Here is an 18,944-nt window from a genome sequence, read left to right on the forward strand (position 1 = left end):
CCTGCCGGCCTTGCCCTCTTCTAGAACTCTTCCCAACCACCCGCATTGGCGGCCAGCGTCGGCTCGATCCGCGGCGACAGCACCGCGGGCCGGCGCACCGGCGCAACCGATGCCGCCACGGCTGCCAGCGCCGGGCGCACCGCGGCGGCAGCGGTCACCGCCCCCGTGCGGAACACCGAAACCGCCTCGGCCAGCAGGTTGGCCTGCTCCTCCATCGAGCGTGCCGCCGCACTGGCCTCTTCTACAAGCGCCGCATTCTGCTGCGTGGTCTCATCCATCTGCACCACCGCCTGGTTGACCTGTTCGATGCCCGAGCTCTGCTCCTGGGAGGCAGCAGAGATATCGGCCATGATGTCGGTCACGCGCTGCACCGAGGCCACGATCTCGCCCATCGTGGTGCCCGCCTGGCGGACCAGCGCCGAGCCGTCGGCGACCTTGCCGACCGAATCCTCGATCAGCCCCTTGATCTCCTTGGCCGCACCCGCCGAGCGCTGCGCCAGCGTACGCACTTCGCTGGCCACCACTGCAAAGCCCCTGCCCTGCTCGCCGGCGCGCGCAGCTTCGACTGCCGCGTTCAGCGCGAGGATATTGGTCTGGAAGGCGATGCCATCGATGACGCTGATGATCTCGGCGATCTTCTTCGACGATGCCTCGATGGCCGACATCGTGGTGACCACCTGGCCCACCACTTCACCGCCCTGGGAGGCAACACCATGCGCGCCGATGGCCAATTGGTTGGCCTGTCGTGCATGCTCGGCATTCTGCTTCACGGTGGAGGTCAGCTCCTCCATCGATGCTGCCGTTTCTTCCAGGTTTGCCGCCTGCTGTTCGGTACGCCGCGACAGGTCGGTGTTGCCCGAAGCAATTTCACCTGCGGCCAGATTGATGCTGGAGGCGCTGGACTGGATGCGGCCGACGATCTGCTTGAGCTGGTCGACGGTGGCATTGCAATCATCACGCATGCGCGCGAACACGCCATGGAAATCACCCTGCATGCGCACGGTCAGGTCGCCGCGCGAGATGGCCTGCAGCAGGGTCGACACCTGCACCAGGTTCTCGTCGGTGGTCTGCATCAGGCGGTTGAGCCCGGCCACCATGTCGCGGAAATCATAGGCGAAGCGATCTTCGTCGCCGCGCAGGCTGAAGTCGCCTGCCGCGGCCGCTGTCGCCAACCGGCGGATCTCGCTGTTGATCGCCGACAGGCTGGACTTGGTTTCGTCCATCGCCTGGGTGATCGCCGCCTTCTCGCCGGGCAGCGGGTCCATGTCCACCGACAGATCGCCGCGTGCGTAGTGTTTCATCACCTCGATCAGCCGGTTCTGTACCTGCACGTGCGATCCAACCAGCGCATTGGTCTCATGCACCATGCGCCCGTAGTCACCGGGGAATGCGCTTTCGTCCATGCGGTAGCTGAGGCTGCCGGCATCGTGCTGGCGGGCCAGCTCCCCCTGTGCCGCCATCACCGACTGCAGCTGTGCCTGCATGCGCTGCATCGACTTCAGCAGCTGGGTCACCTCGTCGTTGCCGGTGGCGTCGATGCTGCTGTCCAGGCGGCCACTGGCGATGCCGTCGGCCAGCTTCACCGCTCCTTCCAGCGGGCGGGTCAGGCTGCGGGTGATCGCCCAGGCCGCCAACGTCCCCAGCAACAGGCTCAGTGCCCCGAACGCGATCGACAGGGTGCCGGTCCACGATTCGGTTGCGCGGTACTCTTCGCGGCTGCGTTCGGTCAGTGTTTCCTGGTGGCGCAGCAGGGCCGAAATGGATTCATTCCAGGCCGTTGCCAATCCGTGCTCGGCCAGCAGCTCCTTCGCTGCACCATCGAAATCCCCCGCCTTCATGCGCTCATGCAATTGCTGGGTTGATGCATCGGTGGCCTTGCGGGCCGCCTCGATGCGCGCGACCAGGGTATCGCCGGTAGCGTCACGCGGAATCTTGATGTACTTGGCCCAGATACCGTCATAGGTCCGCGACAACTCCTGGGCACGCTGGTAATCCTTGTCGAACTCGTCACCCCGCTTGATCACCATCAGGCGACGATGCATCAGCACCGCGTTGTTGGTATCAAGCATGTCATTCAACAGGCGCATCTTCACCATGTTGACGTCCACCACTTTCTCGAACTGGGCGGATTTCAGCTGATTCCCATACAGCACCAGGCCGACGATGGCCATGATGAACAGCAGCAGCAGACCGAAGCCGGCGCCAAGCCGGGATCCCACACGGAGATTACGTAAGGCAAGCATCTCAATTCCCTTGATCGTGGCCGTACGTTCGATGGCGGCGCAGCGGAGGGAAACTTTACGGGACTTTATATATGGACCGATCCAAATATATGGAACTGTGCAGGCAGTCAGAAAATGCGGCGACCGATAATGGCGCCATATCCTTATCGAATACCGCTGCCACGCCAGCGCCCGATGAAAATCACGCAGGATTAACACCATAATAACGCCACCCCATCCAGGGCGGTCCGGATTATCTGCGCCGGACACAACCGTCGCCCAGGAGCGCTACAGTCTGCAGATGACACGGATCCTGCACATCGAAGGCGCGTCCATCAACGACATCGCCAGCCTCTACGTGGAAATCAATCGTGTATTCATGGCCGACGAAGACTGGCGGCTGGGCGCAAGCCTGGACGCGCTTGATGACCTGCTGCACGGGGGCTACGGCGCGCTCGCCGGTCATGCCACCGCCACGGTGGTGTGGCGCGACATCGCCCACAGCCGCGAGGCACTGGGCCGCGAGACCACACGCGCCTGGCTGCAGTCGAAACTCGATCAGGGCGGCAGGTTCAGCGGTCCGGCCATCCACGCTCAGTTGACGGCACTGTCACTTGGCCAGGGACAGACCTACTTCGAGATCGTCATGGAGATCTTCGGCAGCCATCCGCAGATCACCCTGGTGCCAGGCTGAGCACTCTGCAGCAACCAGCCGCCGCATCAACTCAAAGCTTGGCCAGGGCCTCGCCCAGCCGGCGTGGGAACGCCACTTCGCTGGCCAGGTGCCATGCGCGTGCATTGGCGCCCAGCCGGCTCCACTCGGCCTCATCCATCGCCAGCGCACGCTCGACGGCCTGTTCCAGCGCCTTCTCATCCACATGCCAGGTCCTGGACAGATGGCAGGGCTCGCCCTCGTGCGCGGCAACCAGGATGCCGCGGCTGTCGTCGATCATCTGATTCATCGGCGCGCCGTCGCAGGTGATCACCACCGCCCCGCAGCTCATCGCTTCCACCAGGTAATGGCCCCAGCCTTCGGTCTGCGACAGGCACAGGTGGAACGCATGTTCGTTCTGCAGGCGCTGCACCTCCTGGTCGGGCAGGCGCTCGCGGACGATCCGCAGGTTCGCGGCCCCGCCCTCATCTTCGTCCGAAGGGCCGCCGCGCAGGATGGTCAGCAAGGGCCACTCTGGGTGCCGCTTCCAGACATTGACGAGTGCAGCCGTCCCCTTCATGCGACTGGTACCAGCTGCATGCAGGAAGCTGCGCGGTCTGCGCGGCACCGCCGGGTCGTAGCGGTCACGGCTGCAGAAACCGACTTCCAGCGCGCGCATGCCCAGCGCATTGAAGATGCGCGTGGCGTCTTCGGTCTTGGTCAACAACGCATCGAACCGCGGCAGGATCCGCAGGCTGCGTGCGGACACCCATTCCGGATTCGGAATCAACAGATTGACCTCGGCCAGTCCGAAGCTTGCCGGCCGGACATGCTCCAGCGAGATGTTGATGTCGAACCGGGCCGGCGTGCGCCCCAGGCTCAGCCACGAGGCCAGCAGCCTGCGCAGGCGCATCCCGCGGAGCTTCCAGGCCCCCCCATTGCGCACCGCGTCCAGACGGCTGACCGTCACCGTGTGCCCGAGCTGCTGCAACGAGCGCTCGATCACCTGGATGTCATGGGACAGGCCACGCTGGTTGTCGGCGGCCAGCAGGTGGATATGCGCCATCAGGAGGGACTCCCTGGCCGGCGCAGGTCGCGCGCAGGCAAGGCGGTCGCCAGCATGAAGCCCAGCACCAGGTAGAAATAGAACGAATGCGGCATCGCCCGGTAGAACACGTTGTCCGTGAACGCCGACAGCGCATAGACGATGACCACGGCAAGTCCGGCGGTGGCGATCATCGCGGTGATGTCGTCGGCGTGGCCGAGACGTCGCACGAAATGAATGCCGGGCAGGATGAAGACCAGCAGCATGATCAGCAGCAACGGCACGCCACCGGTCACCGCCGCTTCCAGGTACTCGTTGTGCGGGTGGTTGTAGCGGAAGATCGACTCGGACACCTCGCCGCGGGCGATGCCCTCACGTGCATAGGTACCGAACTGGTTCAGGCCCACCCCTGCCACGGGATGCTCGGCGAAGGCGTCGACCGCCACGCCCCACATGGCGATGCGCTCGCGGACCGAGCCGACCTCGTTTTCCTGGTTGAAACCGGAGATCTCGCCACTGACCTCACCGAAGCGCTGGATCACCTCATGGTTCAGCACCGAGGTGGCACCGACCACGCCAATGACCAGGGCACCGACGAAGGCCAGTGCCCCCCGCCAGCGCCGGGTGCGCCGGACGTGCACCGCAATCACCATCAGCATGGCGGGAATGAACGCCAGGATCGGCCCGCGGCTCTGCGCCAGGATCGAACCGTAGACGCCAACGGCGATGGCCACGCCGTGCAGCCAGCGTTCGGCCGGATGCACATTGGGCTGGATCAACCGGATGACCGAGAACAACGCCATGCACAGCGTCACCATGGTGAACTCGATCGCCGTCCATTCGCCGCCACTGAAACCGTGCGCGCGTTCAAGGCCCATCACGTGGTGCTGCACGATGCACGACCCGCCGAAGACCAGGGTGGACACGGCGAAGATCTTCCAGATCAGGCGCCAGTCCAGCGCAGTGGCGAACACGGCAGCGGTACCCAGGTAGAGCAGTGTCTGCGCCGGCAGATCCAGCTCGTTCCAGCGCAGCCCGTGCCAGAGGATGCTGTAGAAGGCATAGGCCAGGCGCAGGAAGCAGACGATCACGATGAACCGGGCGATGCGGTAGCGCAGGCGGACATCGGGCTGGCGGCGGATCAGAACCACGCCGGTGACCAGCAGGGCCAGCAGCAGCACCGCCTTCAGCAAGGTGTAGGGTGCGGAGCCGGCAAGCGGAACGATGGCGACCAGGATGCTCAGCAGGACGGTACGCCAGGTGTAACGAGGTTCGGCGGCCATGCAGGCTGCAGTCATGCTTGTTCTTTCCATCAACGCCCGCCCGGGGGATAAGTCGCCCCGGTTTCCATGGAGGCCGCTTGGCGGAAATCGCCGGGGCTGACACTACCGTGGGCCCCTGGGGAAATCAACCAAAGTGCCGGCGCAGGGGCGCAGGCGTTGGCACAGGGACAGCCCCCGGGCCCAGCACGGGTGCCGCGGATCATCGACCTCCCCAGGTCGCTACACTAATGGCCTCTCCGGCCATGCCTGCGCGTGGCCACGCCCCGACGCCCTGCCAAGACGCGAAACGCCCCAAGTGACTGATACAAAAGACAACACCAGCAACGCCAAGGCGTCCAAGGAACACACCCCGCTGATGAAGCACGATGGACTCATCGGAATCATATGCAAGCAAACCCTTCTGCAGCAATGACTTTGGCCCATTGGTGGCCGAACAGCGTTTAGAACGCAACACCGCCGCAACACGTTCCCCTGCAGCAAGCGCGACCCATTTGTTGATTGGAATCGATTCCAATCTCCGAGTCTGAGGAGATGAGACACGAGCGGTAGTAGGATTGGGTTGCCCCATTCAACTGGCCACTCAACAGCTGCCTGATGACGAAATCCATCCAGGTTATTTCTGCATCTAAGTTCGCTACAACCTTTGCCCTTCGACCCGAGCTTCATGCGTGGCTTCTGGGTGCCGGCGCTTCTGCGGCCTCTGGCATCCCGACCGGCTACGACATGATCCTGGACTTCAAAGCTAGGCTCTATTGCCAAGAGACCCGGTTCCCTCGCCGAAACGTTGATCCAAGTGATCCGCTGTGGGTTCAGCGCATTGACGAGTTCTTCTCTCGCACCCCACTCCTTCCGCCTCCTAACGATCCGACCGAATATGCGGCCGCGTTCCAGGCGATTTATCCGCAAGAGACCCATCGTCGCCAATACATCGCTGACGCCATCAGCAAGGGCACCCCCTGTTTTGGGCACCGCATGCTGGCCGGTCTGATAAGCGCCTCAAAGGCCCACTGCGTCTTCACGACCAACTTTGATCCTCTGATTGAAGAATCCAGCCTGCTGGCGGCATCGCTGATGCCCCCAGGAGCCGCAGGCAAGCCTACGGTGGCGACTCTAGACTCTGCACACCTGGCTACGCGCTGCCTGGATGAGTCTGACTGGCCCCTCATCGCCAAGCTTCATGGTGACTACCGTTCAACATCCCTGAAGAACACTTCGAGCGAGCTGGCCTCCCAAGACCATGACCTGCGCCGGGCTATGGTTGAAGCATGCAAGCGGTTCGGCCTGGTCGTCGTCGGCTACAGCGGACGCGATTCCTCCGTGATGGAGGCGCTTGAGTCCGTCCTGACCTACGAGAACCCCTTCCCCAGCGGCCTCTACTGGTGCGCGTCTTCCCGCTCCAAGCTCCTGCCGGCTGTGAATGATTTTTTGGAGAAGGCTGTGTCTGCGGGGGTCAGCGTCTTCATCATCGAGTCCGCGACGTTCGACGAGTTGGCCGGCGATCTGCTCAATCAAATCAGCCTTCCAAGCCCGCTGCTGGATCATGTCCTGTCGTTCCAGCCGACCCAGCTCGCAGCTCCCATCCCGGTGCGCACGGCGGAAGCACGGAAGTTCCCCGTGCTGCGCCTCTCCGCATTGCTGGTTGAAAGTCTCCCCAAAACGGCAAGAAGAGTAGCCTTGGGCCACCCATCCTCCATCGTTGAGGTGCGGGAAATGCTCAAGGCCACCAAGTGCCGGTCGGCGGTGGCAATGGTTGGGAATGAGCTCGCAGCCTTCGGCAAAGATGCAGAAATCCTCGCCTCATTGCACAGTCTGAAACCAGTGCTAAACGGGCATTGGACGCTGGACCCCGTCCAAGACAGCTGGGCGCTAGGCCTCATCTACGATGCCCTCCTTCGCGCATTGGCTCGGCGACGACCGTTGATTCCGAGACTTAAGCGTTCCGGGCACTCGCTTATGGTTGCCAGCGCAAGGGTCAACGAAACAGACGAGCAGCGACATCGCCGCGAAAGCCAACTATCCAAGCTCAAGGCAGCCTATGGAAGCGAGCTCACGGGGAATAAGTTCGGTCGCAACTACAGCGAAGCCATCTCGGTTCGGCTGGAAGAGATTGAGGGACGCTGGTGGTGCGGGTTTGACCCCTACACTGCCGTAGAAGCGCCGCAAGATGAGCGGCTTGCTCCTTCTGACACGGCCCAAGGCGACCCGCTGGGCTGGTCGACGCAGCGCAAGCCAGATCCGACCGCTGACTGGAGACGAGAGCGCTGGGCGACCAAGTACAACGGCGCTTGGGCCAACCTCATCGACGCGTGGGCGACCTTGCTCACGTCTCCACGCGGCGTCACCTTTCACGCGTTCGGAATCGAAGATCAAGAGGGAGTCGATGCAGCTTTTCGCATTTCACCGCTCACCGGCTTCAGTCGTCCTGGACATCACGACAAATACTTTGACCGGAGGCAGTGATGGTAGATATTTCTCGCTCGCAGCTACCGCCGCTGTCTTTGCTTTCGGAACCGGAGCTGGCCTTTTCTCCTGAGCACTCCGGGGGTCGAGACGTCCACCCCTTACGCGGGCTGGTGCACTACGGCCCCTTCTCGTCCCAGACATTCAGCCAGTTCACGCCCACCGTTCGCATCGCCACAGTGGGCCCAGCAAGTGCGTTCTGGACTCGGGGCGCACTTATGGCATCGCTGAAAGAGCGACATGGGGCTAGCGATAGAAGCGGTTACGCCCCAGATTTTCCCGGTTTCGCCAGCGTATTCGGCGTGGACTTGGCTTCCTCGGACAAGGCCAACCACATCCGCTGGCCCGACTCCATGAACGATCTTCCAGGATCTGGCCCGCTTCAGCATCGCCTGGTGGCCGCCTTCGACGCAGCCCTCTCGCAACTAAGCACAAGACACGAACAGTTTGACGTGGTTCTAGTCCATCTCCCAGAGGCGTGGCTTCCTCACACGTCCGGGGACGGGTTCGACGCGCACGATGTCCTCAAGGCATTGGGAGCAAAGCACGGCATCCCAACCCAGGTGGTCAACGACCGGACCTTCAGCTTCTCCAACAAGGCTCAGCTGGCTTGGAGGCTATCGATCGCGCTCTATGTGAAAGCCGGCGGCATTCCTTGGAAGCTCGCCCCTCTGGCCGGAGTGCCCGCGGACACTGCCTACATTGGTTTGGCATACGCGCTGAAGAAGATCAACGACGAAACCCACTTTGTCACCTGCTGCTCGCAGGTATTCGACATGGACGGGGGCGGCATGCAGTTCGTGGCGTTCGAGGCAAAGGATCCGGTCAAGGACGTGCGCGAAGCACGAAGGAATCCGTTCTTGTCACGAGAAGACATGCGAGCCGTTATTGCCCGTAGCCTATCGATCTACCAACAGCGCAACGGTGGCACTCTTCCCCGGCGAATGGTCATTCACAAGAGCAATGCGTTCAAAGAAGAGGAGGTTCTTGGTGCTCGCGACGCCTTGACGGCCGTCCCCGAGGTGGAATGCATCGAGATCAGCTCCAGACCGACTTGGCGGGGAGTATGGCTGGTCAAATCCTCTGGTGGGACGGCGCGCACCCAGCCAGCGAGATACCCAGTCCCCCGCGGCACCTTCGTCCCCCGGTCGGGCACGTCCGCTCTTCTTTGGGCTGCAGGCAATGTTTCAGACGTTTCAAGCAAATCAGACTACTACCAAGGCGGGAAGAGCATCCCACGTCCACTTCTACTGACCCGTCACGCGGGCAGCGGACCACTGGAAACGATCGCCCACGAAACGTTGGCGCTGACCAAAATGGACTGGAACAACGACGCACTCTACGACCCAGTGCCCGTCAGCATCCGCTACTCCCAGAAGCTCGCCAGGACCATCTCCAACGTCCAAGATCTTCCTGGTAATAGTTATCCCTACCGACTTTTCATGTGATCCGAAATCGCAACGATAGAAAAAGGAGCTCAACGTCATGATCGGCAAGAAGCAGGAAGCCTTCATCGAAAAACAGTCTGGGGAGGTGAAAGGCCCATACCAAGCCACCTTTGCGGGAACCACCGTCATCTTGAATGACCCGACCGCAGACGTGGACTCTGGCGACTACGTGACCCGATCACTGCCAGGCGGGAAAACTGAGCGCTCATACATCCAGAGCGCCCCTTTCTATGATGTCGGCATCGGCGGCATTGGCGCTCACTTCCAACTGAAGATTGGAAATCCACCTATAAAACAGCAGCAAGCGAATACCATCAACATTCAAGGGTCGCACTCTATCCAGATTGGCGACCACAACACCCAGAACGTTGTCGGTGCGGTCCATGCGCTGCATCGGGCTATAGATGCCTCTAATGCGACAGAAGATCAGAAAGTAGACGCCAAGTCGCGCTTGGCCAAGCTACTCGAACATCCGATTTTCGTTGCGATCGCCGGTGGTATTGCGGGCGGCCTCGCTGGCTGAACACCAGCCAGGAGACGAGGCTCTAACGCGTCGGTGGTCCAGCGAGTCGCCAGACCATCTTCAACAGCTTCAGCGCATTGCGGACATCAAGCTTCTCAAGGCCGGGTAGCCTGCTGAGCTTCCGAGTCTGGTCTTCAGGTCACCGCCTGGCCTGTGCGAGCCAGTCATCGATGAGCCCTGCCAATGTGCGATCGGAATGCCTATGCGCGTTTTCAGCACGGCCAAAGCTGATGGTTTTCCAGCACGACCAACTTCGGCTTCTGTGAAAGAAGGCCCAAAATCCCGGGTTGCCAAGTGAGGCGATGGTGTTTTGATGAGCGCACCACCTCGGCTCAAAGGAGCTCAACCATGTTCTCTCACCCGCAATTCCAAGTCGCCAGCCAACTGCTCATCGGGCTCATGTTCCAAGGACCCTCTCGTCAACTCGGCGACCGCGTCGAAGACGTGAGGCATGCCTTGGAGGTGTCTGCTGAACTGATCCGACAGTGGGAGGAGGACCAGCCACGGCGTGGCAAGTTCACACCCCCAACGCCGGTGCCACAGACGCGCACACGTGAAGCCGTGGTGGACCGCACCTTCATCCCTACAGATGAGTGGCGGCGTAGCCGCGCCAAGAAGAGCACGTCACCCTCAACATCGCGAGACTCGGGCCCTGCTATTCACTGAAAGATGCCACCTGAAACGAGAAGAGCCCCGCTAGGCGGGGCTCGTTGCGTTTAGTGCAATCTGGGGTGCCGTGGAATGGCGGATGGCCGGGACGCGTCCGACGCGACGGGCCACTCTTGGAGATCCGACTGCTCCTCCCGGGTTGGCTCGGCTCGAACAGAGCAACGTTCCAAGACAGCCACGCTCGCAGCCTCCAAGCACTCTTTCCGCAAGCGTAGGTCCTCGGCCAAGATCGCCTCTTGCTCCGGGCTTGTGGCAGCTTGGGCTGCAGCCAACTCAGCAGACCGCTGCTCCAGAGCTGCCAACCGGCGGCCGCGACGCCTGGCCCACTCACGAGCCGTCCAAGACACCCCGGGTTCCGGGTGGTTGGCCACAAAGTCGTCCCACGCCTGTTCAGCCATGTGCCGCAATCGGATCGCACGGCGCACAGCTTTAAGACGCTTGGGGAAACGGACCAATGCTGCTGCAAACCGCTTCAAGCCCAGCAGCAGTGCGTTGAGCGCCGAACGATGCTCCTTGCACTCTTCGGGAACGACTTCTCCGCTCGCCAGTGCACTGACCGCTTTCAGCGTGGAATGGAGCGCATGGGCAGCCAATTCATCCCTGAGCGCGTCGCCTTGACGGACCACCTCAATCCGGATGGTCTCCACCGAGGGGGCCTCCCTGGGAGCGCCCTCGGTGCTGCCGTCGGAGCGCCTCTCGCCGATGGCTTTGCCCAACCCGTGCGATACAACGATCTGCCCATCGGAGAAGGCAAGCGTCTGATCGATGGTCGAGCGCTTTGCCTCGCGGTGGGCCTGCGCTTCACTGTGCCCCTCAGGCGCCGCGGCCCGGCTTTCCTGTTCAAACCGGGCTAGCACTTCATCGAAGCCGTGTTGGTTCGCCTCCTGAATGGACCTGTTCCTCTCCCCTAGCTCTGAGTACTCCCCTCGGCGCTCGATGGCTGACGCGTTTTTTCCCAGGTGACGCGTGGGGGCGCGTGACAGGACTGCGGCAGCCACGAGATCCCCGCGCGCGAGCGCCTCGTCGGCCTGGGCCTTCAGACTGCGGTGATCCACGCGAACGTCCAGATTCGCAGCTTCCAGATGCGCATTCGTCGTGGCGGCCACCAACTCCCGGATCCACTCGACCTCGGCCCGACCCGCAGGGCCCCCGTCGAGCTCTCGGGTTTTGTCCTGGAAGCCGTCAGGGCCAAGCCGGCGGGTGGTTGCCAGGATGTGGACATGCCAATTCATGCCTCCTTTGCTGCCCGGACTGTGGATGCTGGCTTGTGCAGCAAAGCCGTAGCGGTCCACCAATGCCCGCGCCACTGCGAGGGCAAGAGACGATCGCTGGTCATCGTCCAACTCGTGGGGCAGCGCAAACTCGAACTCCCGTGCGATGGTGGAATCCTTTCGGCGCTCTGCAGCTTCGGCCTCGGTCCAAAGTGCGGCAGGCACCAAGGCCCAACCTGGTGCGTCATCGGGAATGATGCAGCGTGATTCAACCACGCCGTCTCGCCGACGGTAGTCGTGGCGCTGCCCGGTGCGCGTGTCTTCGAGAAGAAGTCCGGCACGGTAGGCGGCTGCCGCGACGGACGAGTGCCCCTTGGCTCGGCTGAAGGTTTTGACGTTGGCGTGGTAGATGGCCATGCAGCTCCAAAGCAGTGGATGTGGCTTTGTTTATGCCGTGGCTTTGGATTTTCGCAAGCGCTGAAAGCGATTGGGGTTCAAGGGGCGAAGCCCTTTGCGCACGCGTTCCGCAGGAACGCCTAGGTGCGCTCTTGCTTTTTTCTTTAATGTCGTGAGCTTCAACATTTCGACACTCCCACGCCCAGTGAATGTTCGCGACCACTCAGAGCTTGACGATGCCCGTTTGCATGTTTGACTCAAGGACCATTCTTGGAGAAGCATATGGCCGCAACAAGTCACTACCGAGACCAAATCCACCGAGCCACAGAACGATTGGCTCAGCTGCAAGCGAGAGAGCTCCTAGCCAACCAGCGCCTTCAATCAAAAGCTAGGGAAACGGCGAGGAAAGAGGAAGCAAAGCGACGCAAACGGGTAGCCGATTTGATCTTCCTGGCTGGCGCCAACGAACTCGACGATGCCGAGCTGCTTGGGGCATTGTTAGATCACATTACGAATAGGGAAAACCAAGCGCTACGCGCTGCCGTCCGATCTCGGGGCATTGAGCGTCTCGGCGGGTCGCAAAAGTAGCGCCAGGCATTCCACCGTCCTGTCTTGTGGATCACTTTGGTCGACTGGCATGCTTATGCTAGGCATTCTCCATCAAGCACCGACAATCGACCTGGAAACCTTCATGAATCGCGCGGATGAAACGGACTCGTCAACTGCTCATGGGCTCCTACTGGCTCGCCAGGCGATATTGGAGGGACGAATGCATCTTCCTCCACACCTCCAACGCATTGCGGATGAGCTTACGTCGGCGCCGTTGACGGCCCTGGGTTTAGTGGACCCGACAGGCTTGTCTAGAGAGACAGTCATGATGGCGAAGTCGTTCGCTGCTGCCACCGAAATGGCCCGGCAGCCTGCACCGGACGATAGCCCCGCCGCTAGCCCAAAGCCTGCTTCAGAGTCACAGGCTGAGCTTTTCCAGCTATTCAGCAATCTCTTCAGCGGCATCACGGGTCGCGCGCACGGCCTCATCGATGACGAGAGAGAGATAAAGTCACTCGTCCTGTCGCGCGTCCAAGATCAACCAAGTCTATTTAGCTCTTCTGTCAATCGCGCCATTGAAGAGCTTGAAGATTTTTATCAGAGGCATGCGGTAGACACTTTCCGATATGCTAAGACCCTGGGTGGAATGAGGCTAGTGACCGGGGGCCAGAGGACGTTCGGACCATCCGCTCTGAACGCCGTCCGGATCACGGGTCTTTACGCCGACACTCAGCTCATCCCCGATCCCATCTATCCCTTCGTAGGATCAAACCTGAGCCTTAACGCCGTCCATCTACAGCTCGCCATCCAGCTTTTCTATGTCCTTCGTCTGCGCCCCTTGGTCGACGCTGAGTTGCCCGTGCCCCCCGTCTTCGTTTTCCCGAGCTTCGAAGAACAGCTTGAGGAACGGGATGCGCACACCAAACTTGGTATCGAACAGCTGGCCGTAAGGCTACTCGGCCCCTTGTGCAACGGAGAAGTCTCTTCCATCGAGGGTGTGTTCGACTATGCCCTGCACTATGAAGACTCGTTCCTCGCAGCATTGATGCCCTCCGGTCTCTTTGTTGCGCCCGGGGCTTGGCCCAACATTATTCTGCCGCCTACCGAAGCCGCCAGTCGATACCTTCAGGAGCTTGAAGGCGTCAGAGCAACTGACTACCTGGAAGAACTGAAGCGGCTGCCCACGGGCGTATTGCTCACCTACGGAGTTTTGGAGCGACTGCGCCCCCAATATCACCTCCTGGAAAATGCCAGTGAGATGGGAGCTCAGCCCTTGCTGTCCCAACCGGTTCATTGGCACTACTTCGAAAAGATTTCCTTAGCCAGTGCAATGGAACTCCGGTCAAAGGACATTCTTTCTGAACAGGCTTTTCAGACACTCAGGTCAATTCAGGACGATAGCCTCTCATGGCTGGCCAACATCCCGGTTGCAACGCTTGCCAACCTACTGGTCAACAATGAGCACCGCTGGTTCCGAGAGGAGCTTAATAAATACACCAGTCAGCTGGCGACGGCCGGTCCCATTGAGACCGACGCAATGGTTAGAGAAGTCAGCCACGGTTTGAGCTCCCTGGTTCAAAGACAGAAGAAGGTTCTAACGGAGATCGAGCGCAAATATGCGCCGAAGAAGGCAGCAGCCGTGGCTGGGGGTCTCATAGGAGCGAGCGCTGCAGCAACGGCTACCCTACTTCCCAGCCTGGCCCCTCTTATCGCTGCCGCCGTCCCAGCAGCGGCCATTGCCGGCGCCGTTTGGGGTTATGGGAGGGAGAAGGTTGGAGAAGAGGTGGAAAAACGACAGGCAGCGAACTCGATGTTGGGAGTTCTCGCTACCGTGAGGCCCGCTAGCTAGACGCCGCCGGCAGCCCCATAACCTCGCCCTTACGCGCATGAGCAAGAGGACAGTATGAATACCGATCAGGTGATTAGTTTATTGGTAGCGGGGACCGGAGCGCTGGCCACTGTTCTCACTGCTGTCGCCACCTACTTTCTCTTCAGGGTTACCCGTGTCCTAGCCGTTGAAACCAAGCGCATGGCAGAGGCGTCCGCTCAGCCCCATGTGGTAGCGACCCTTGTGCCCAACCGTTGGTCTCTCAATTACTTTGATCTCAACGTGGACAACACTGGCAACGCCACTGCCTACGACATCGCGGTCCACTTCGACCCTCCACTTACAAACGGAAAGGCGCGCTCGGGTAACGCAATTCCTTTCCAGCGCCTCAGTGTCCTGAAGCCCGGGCAGGGCTTGTCGAGCTATCTCTGCGAGTTCGCGCACCTCAAGGGGAATGTCTATCAGGTTAAGATCACGTGGCGCAAAGCAGCGAATGCGAGTGAAATTCAATCCAACATCTACACGTTGAGCATGAACGACCACTCAGGCGTTAGCCGCCTCGGCAACGATCCGCTGATCCAGCTCGCAAGTTCGCTCAAGCACATCGACGAGCGACTTAGCCCAGTTTTGCGCGGATCGGTCAGATTGAAGGTGGACAGCTTCTCAAGCGACGATCGGCAAGGCGAGAGAGACAGAGATAGGAGGGCGATCGAGGAAGTGAAGAAGAAGAACCTACAGGATGGCAATGCAAGTTCCGACCAAAGCGAATAACTGTTGGTCTAACAATACCACCACTCATTTAACTTGCGTTCATATATAATCAGCAATCCAAGCCCCTTACTTGTTAGTCAATATTGTGCAAACAGTACGCAATTGACTGCTATTGATTACTTGAAAATCACTGGAAATCCCTTGTTTTAATGGACTTCACGGAGATAACTGATTTAGCGGGTTCGTGCGAGCACCCTCGCAGCCGGAGCGACGTCTACGGGTGTTGAGCGGGGCGAAAAATTTTGTATCAACCCGGTTGACGAATTTGCGGCCTGTTTTATCCGTACTTCCATCCCCCAGATGGAAGTGAACCAATGACCGCTCTACCCTCCGCAGCACTCACCGATTACATCGCCGCGCCCTTTGGCACCCTTCATCTGGAGGGCATCCACATTGGTCGTTTCCGGATTGAACGAGCTACGATTCAAGGTCGCGAAGCTGCAATCAATCTTCAGGAATGCATCCTGACAGCGCTGGACGAAATCGGCCGCAAGAGCGCGCTGAAGAACGGAACCCGGTATCCCCAGCAACTGCCCATGGGGACACCGGCGCGTCCCTTGGCCAAAGAGATCGATGATCATCTCGCGGACATGCGCCGTCGGCAGCTGGATCCCAAGACCGTGCTCGCCACCGAGCGGACCCTGAAACTCCTCCTCCTGACCTGCGGCAACATTTCGGCCTGCCGCGTGGATTACAAGCACATCCAAGCATTGTGGCAGCTGCTGCGCTGGGCTCCGAAAAACCTGTTGTCGGATCCCTTGCTAAAACGCCTCAGCTTCGATGACGCGATCACTTTGGGGAAGGAGCAGGACGTGCCGCCCTTGGCTCCGGCCACCGAAGAGCGCCATCGGCGCTTCCTTGTCGCTTTCTTCAACCACCTGGTCAATGGGCAAGCCATCGCGTCCTCGCCCATGAAGGCCTTCCGCAAACCAAAAGAAGATCATGCCATCGATCCCGACAAGGCCATCCGCCTGTTCGAGGACGGAGACCTGCAGGCCATCTTCGACCCGGCAGCCTTCATCCCTTGGGCGAGAAAGCCGCAGCACTGGTGGGCACCGATGATTGGCCTCTACACGGGCGCTCGCGTCAACGAAGTGTGCCAGCTGAAGCTGGCCGACATCCTCCAGGAGCGCGGCATCTGGTGCATCGCCTTCCAAAAGACCATCGATGAAGACCTCGCCGCGGATCCGAAGCGCCAGCGCCGGAGTCGGCAAAGCATGAAGGGAGCCGGGTGCATGCGCATCGTCCCCATCGCCAAGCCCCTATTGGACGCCGGCTTCCTCGAGTTCGTCGAAGACATGAAGGCCACTGGCCACCCGCGCTTGTTCCCCCTCCTGTCTGCCGGCGTAAACCGGAAGACCGGGGAGACCAACGCGCGCTACAGCCAGCAATTCGTGGTGGATTTCGGCCGCTACCTGAAGAGCCTTGGGTTCGCCAAAGGAATAGGCTTCCATGCCTTCCGCCACACCCTAGCAACCGAATTGGATGTCAACGACGTTCCAGAGAAGGAGATTGCGCTGGTCACCGGCCACAGCACCGATCCACGGGATCGGGTCCAGGTGTTGCGCAAGCACTACCTCCACAAGAAACCGCAGGTGACCCGGAGCAAGCAGATCAGCGCCCTGGAGTTGTACCAGCCCAACGTGGAACTGCCGCGCTACGAGCGCGGTCAGTTTGCGGAACAGTTGCAGGACCCGAGCAAGTTCCATCCATAAGGCCGCAACGGGTGCCCAAGCTCCTCCAACGCGGGGAAGCAGGAAGTGAAGGACCCGAAGGGTCATCGACGCAGCACCTGACCTTCGCTGTCACCCAGCGATACGAGCACCCCCACAACCACCGGGGGCCCGCTCACCGAGATGTGTCAGCGATGCTGGCATTTGGAAGAGCAATGAACGTTCATCAGATCGGTGCCGGCGGCACTAAGACGCTCCGGGATTGCGCGGCAAGCGCCGTCCCGCCTCTCGCCAAAAAGGCACGCGATTGAAACCAAGACACCGGTGGGAACGAGACGCCTGTGGAGCGTTCGGAAATGGGTAGAAGGGAGGTCATAAAGATGGGCTAGGCCAGCTGCCTTGTCGGTCAATTCGGGCCGGCAGGGAGTGGCGCCCGGCCACAGGCCTAGCTACCGGAGCGGCGCTTCCACACTAGCCCTCCTTGCTCCGCATTGTGCGACGCCTCGCGCTCAAGCTCACGCCCTCATCAAGGCAAACGTCCCTCCGGTTGACAGTGCGCAAATGCGTGGCATAAACCGTGTCGTTAATTAACGCGTGTCCTATGCAAAACCCCACATGTGAGTTCATCGATCTGTCCCCTGACTTGGTGCCCGCACTCGTGTTGGGAGCCAAGGCCGGCCTCTCGGTTCACCGAGCGGATCGAGAGCGGGCGCTCGCTGAGATCGACGACCATTTGAGTCCCTCCCAGTTGATGGACCTAGCCTCATGGTCGAAACGTTACATCGCGCAGCCAACCGATTCCTCACCGGCTCACGATGTGTTCTGGCAAGCCGGAGTGACTTTAGAGGCGAGAATTCATGACGAAGCGGGGATTGAGGTCGACTGGAAATGGGTCGAGGCAAACGTTGCTGGCGAATACGAGTATTTCACTCGCATGGCACTCGAGAGGGTAGGCGCTTCCTTCGTCCTACTGACGACCGAGGTTTACCGGTGCACAGCATCTGATTTGCTCCCGGGCAGGATGAGTGAAAGCTGGAGCGAAACTGAGGAGATTGAAGTTAGCAATCATTTCAATACAGCCCGTCGGGCGGCCGATCTGCTGTTTGAGCTAGGCGATCTCGAGCCTTCATTTTGAAGAGGAACGGCCGCCACGCCAGCACGAACGGGGCGAGACCGCAGATCACTTGACGTTGCCGTTGGCTTGGGCCTCAGCCATTGCTTTGGCTTTAGCGTTGGCTTTGTCTTTCGCCGCCTGTTCATTGAACGACTTTTCAGCTGCCGCCCCTGCTAATTCGTTGAACTTAATGTAATCATCGTCTGAGTTGATCGAATCTTGCACCACCTCTCCTTCGTGCATAAAATCTCCTCCAATTAGAAAGGTGGCGGCGGTTAGCGTATTTTTCACCCCATCCAGCTTCAGTGCGTTCGCAAAACTGTTCTCACTAAGCCCTTTCTTGACAAAATAGAAGACGACGATGCAGTTCATTTTAGATAATGTCTTCAGATGCAAGAACGTCGCCCTCTCAGGCCAGTGGTGATGGACGACTTCAATGATGACCATCGGATTGCGAGCGGTCCTATTCATCCGCGTGGTGTCGACGCCCACGATGTCCGGCTGAATAAAGTCGCCACATTCCATCAGTAGCCGCGTGCCTGGCTCTTTGTGCCACGTATATTTGCTCAAGGAATGCTGAGCCCAGAGTTGCGTGCGAATGTGCTTCCTATTGGCATCCCGCCCCTTGGACATGATCTGCAGTGAAGTGCCGTCGGCCGCTAGACGACTCTGAAGTTCGTTCACTGCATCATTGTGGGTCGGGTCGGCGCTGTCGCGGTGGATTGGCGTCCTGGGTTCCCCGGACTTTAGTTTGAAGTGAGCCCTAGCTGGCTTGCGAGTGCCGTTGCTCTGGCCCTCTGGAACGATGATGAGGTCATTAAGATCGTCGTCCCATAGCCCGCAGCTCAGCCGCATCTGGCGGCGCTTCTCGGAATCATCGATGTCCCTTGGTGAGAACGACTCTCCCTTATCTGTCCAAGCGCGCTTCGTCTTCAAACCGAGGATGCTCGCGTCGTCGAAATCTCCGCTACTCATGACATTTACCGAGGTGAGTGTGCTACCAGATGATACGCGCTGAGCATCACTCATGGTCACCGCGTGGCTTCGCATCGGATTCCATTTGGAATTACACTGAAACCCTCGACGCTTGGATCAAACAG

Annotated in this window: 14 protein-coding genes; 9 read left to right on the forward strand and 5 right to left on the reverse strand. The window is 60.2% G+C overall.

What is annotated here, in order from left to right:
* Positions 1-20 precede the first annotated feature (20 nt).
* Complete coding sequence (locus V3B25_RS09905; protein ID WP_121503890.1) at positions 21-2,243, reverse strand: methyl-accepting chemotaxis protein; 2,223 nt, start codon at positions 2,241-2,243, stop codon at positions 21-23.
* Between the two features lie 280 nt (positions 2,244-2,523).
* Here V3B25_RS09905 and V3B25_RS09910 point away from each other — a divergent pair, with 280 nt between their 5' ends.
* Entirely contained in the window at positions 2,524-2,916 is a 393-nt protein-coding gene (locus V3B25_RS09910; RefSeq protein WP_201118468.1) for a barstar family protein, read from the forward strand.
* 31 nt (positions 2,917-2,947) lie between these two features.
* On the opposite strand, the gene V3B25_RS09915 is transcribed toward V3B25_RS09910, so the two are convergent.
* On the reverse strand, positions 2,948-3,940 hold the full coding sequence (locus V3B25_RS09915) for a glycosyltransferase (RefSeq protein ID WP_329810597.1): 993 nt from the start codon (positions 3,938-3,940) through the stop codon (positions 2,948-2,950).
* Complete coding sequence (locus V3B25_RS09920) at positions 3,940-5,217, reverse strand: O-antigen ligase family protein (RefSeq protein ID WP_032127545.1); 1,278 nt, start codon at positions 5,215-5,217, stop codon at positions 3,940-3,942. The genes V3B25_RS09915 and V3B25_RS09920 overlap by 1 nt, the downstream gene beginning before the upstream one ends.
* A gap of 579 nt (positions 5,218-5,796) precedes the next feature.
* Here V3B25_RS09920 and V3B25_RS09925 point away from each other — a divergent pair.
* From V3B25_RS09925 to V3B25_RS09935, 3 genes are read left to right on the forward strand one after another with little or no spacing between them, the layout of a single operon-like run.
* Entirely contained in the window at positions 5,797-7,662 is a 1,866-nt protein-coding gene (locus V3B25_RS09925) for an SIR2 family protein (protein ID WP_329810598.1), read from the forward strand.
* Positions 7,662-9,110, forward strand: a complete 1,449-nt coding sequence (locus V3B25_RS09930; protein ID WP_329810599.1) for a nuclease PIN — start codon at positions 7,662-7,664, stop codon at positions 9,108-9,110. Before V3B25_RS09925 ends, V3B25_RS09930 begins: the two co-directional genes overlap by 1 nt.
* 37 nt (positions 9,111-9,147) lie before the next feature.
* Positions 9,148-9,633 (forward strand): hypothetical protein, encoded by a 486-nt coding sequence (locus V3B25_RS09935; protein ID WP_329810600.1) that lies wholly within the window; start codon positions 9,148-9,150, stop codon positions 9,631-9,633.
* Positions 9,634-10,349: 716 nt separating this feature from the next.
* Here the strand turns inward: V3B25_RS09935 and mobQ are convergent.
* The gene (gene mobQ / locus V3B25_RS09940; RefSeq protein WP_329810601.1) at positions 10,350-11,930 is read right to left on the reverse strand and encodes a MobQ family relaxase; all 1,581 of its coding nucleotides are present in this window, start codon (positions 11,928-11,930) and stop codon (positions 10,350-10,352) included.
* A 261-nt stretch (positions 11,931-12,191) separates the two neighbouring features.
* On the opposite strand from mobQ, the gene traD reads away from it, so the two are divergent.
* The 5 genes from traD (at position 12,192) to V3B25_RS09965 (ending at position 17,865) form a co-directional block, all read left to right on the forward strand.
* Complete coding sequence (gene traD / locus V3B25_RS09945) at positions 12,192-12,497, forward strand: conjugal transfer protein TraD (protein WP_109337097.1); 306 nt, start codon at positions 12,192-12,194, stop codon at positions 12,495-12,497.
* 286 nt (positions 12,498-12,783) lie between these two features.
* Entirely contained in the window at positions 12,784-14,307 is a 1,524-nt protein-coding gene (locus V3B25_RS09950; RefSeq protein ID WP_329810602.1) for a hypothetical protein, read from the forward strand.
* Positions 14,308-14,361: 54 nt separating this feature from the next.
* A complete protein-coding gene (locus V3B25_RS09955; protein WP_329810603.1) occupies positions 14,362-15,057 on the forward strand; it encodes a hypothetical protein in 696 nt (231 codons plus the stop codon).
* A 314-nt stretch (positions 15,058-15,371) separates the two neighbouring features.
* Positions 15,372-16,772, forward strand: coding sequence for a site-specific integrase (locus V3B25_RS09960; protein ID WP_329810604.1), 1,401 nt, complete (start codon positions 15,372-15,374; stop codon positions 16,770-16,772).
* A 559-nt stretch (positions 16,773-17,331) separates the two neighbouring features.
* The gene (locus V3B25_RS09965) at positions 17,332-17,865 is read left to right on the forward strand and encodes a hypothetical protein (protein WP_329810605.1); all 534 of its coding nucleotides are present in this window, start codon (positions 17,332-17,334) and stop codon (positions 17,863-17,865) included.
* A 45-nt stretch (positions 17,866-17,910) separates the two neighbouring features.
* On the opposite strand, the gene V3B25_RS09970 is transcribed toward V3B25_RS09965, so the two are convergent.
* Positions 17,911-18,873 carry a hypothetical protein gene (locus V3B25_RS09970; protein WP_329810606.1) on the reverse strand — a complete coding sequence of 321 codons (963 nt, stop codon included), beginning with the start codon at positions 18,871-18,873 and terminating at the stop codon, positions 17,911-17,913.
* Positions 18,874-18,944 lie beyond the last annotated feature (71 nt).

The organism is Stenotrophomonas sp. SMYL8 (assembly GCF_036320065.1).
GTDB classification, from domain to species: domain Bacteria; phylum Pseudomonadota; class Gammaproteobacteria; order Xanthomonadales; family Xanthomonadaceae; genus Stenotrophomonas; species Stenotrophomonas maltophilia_A.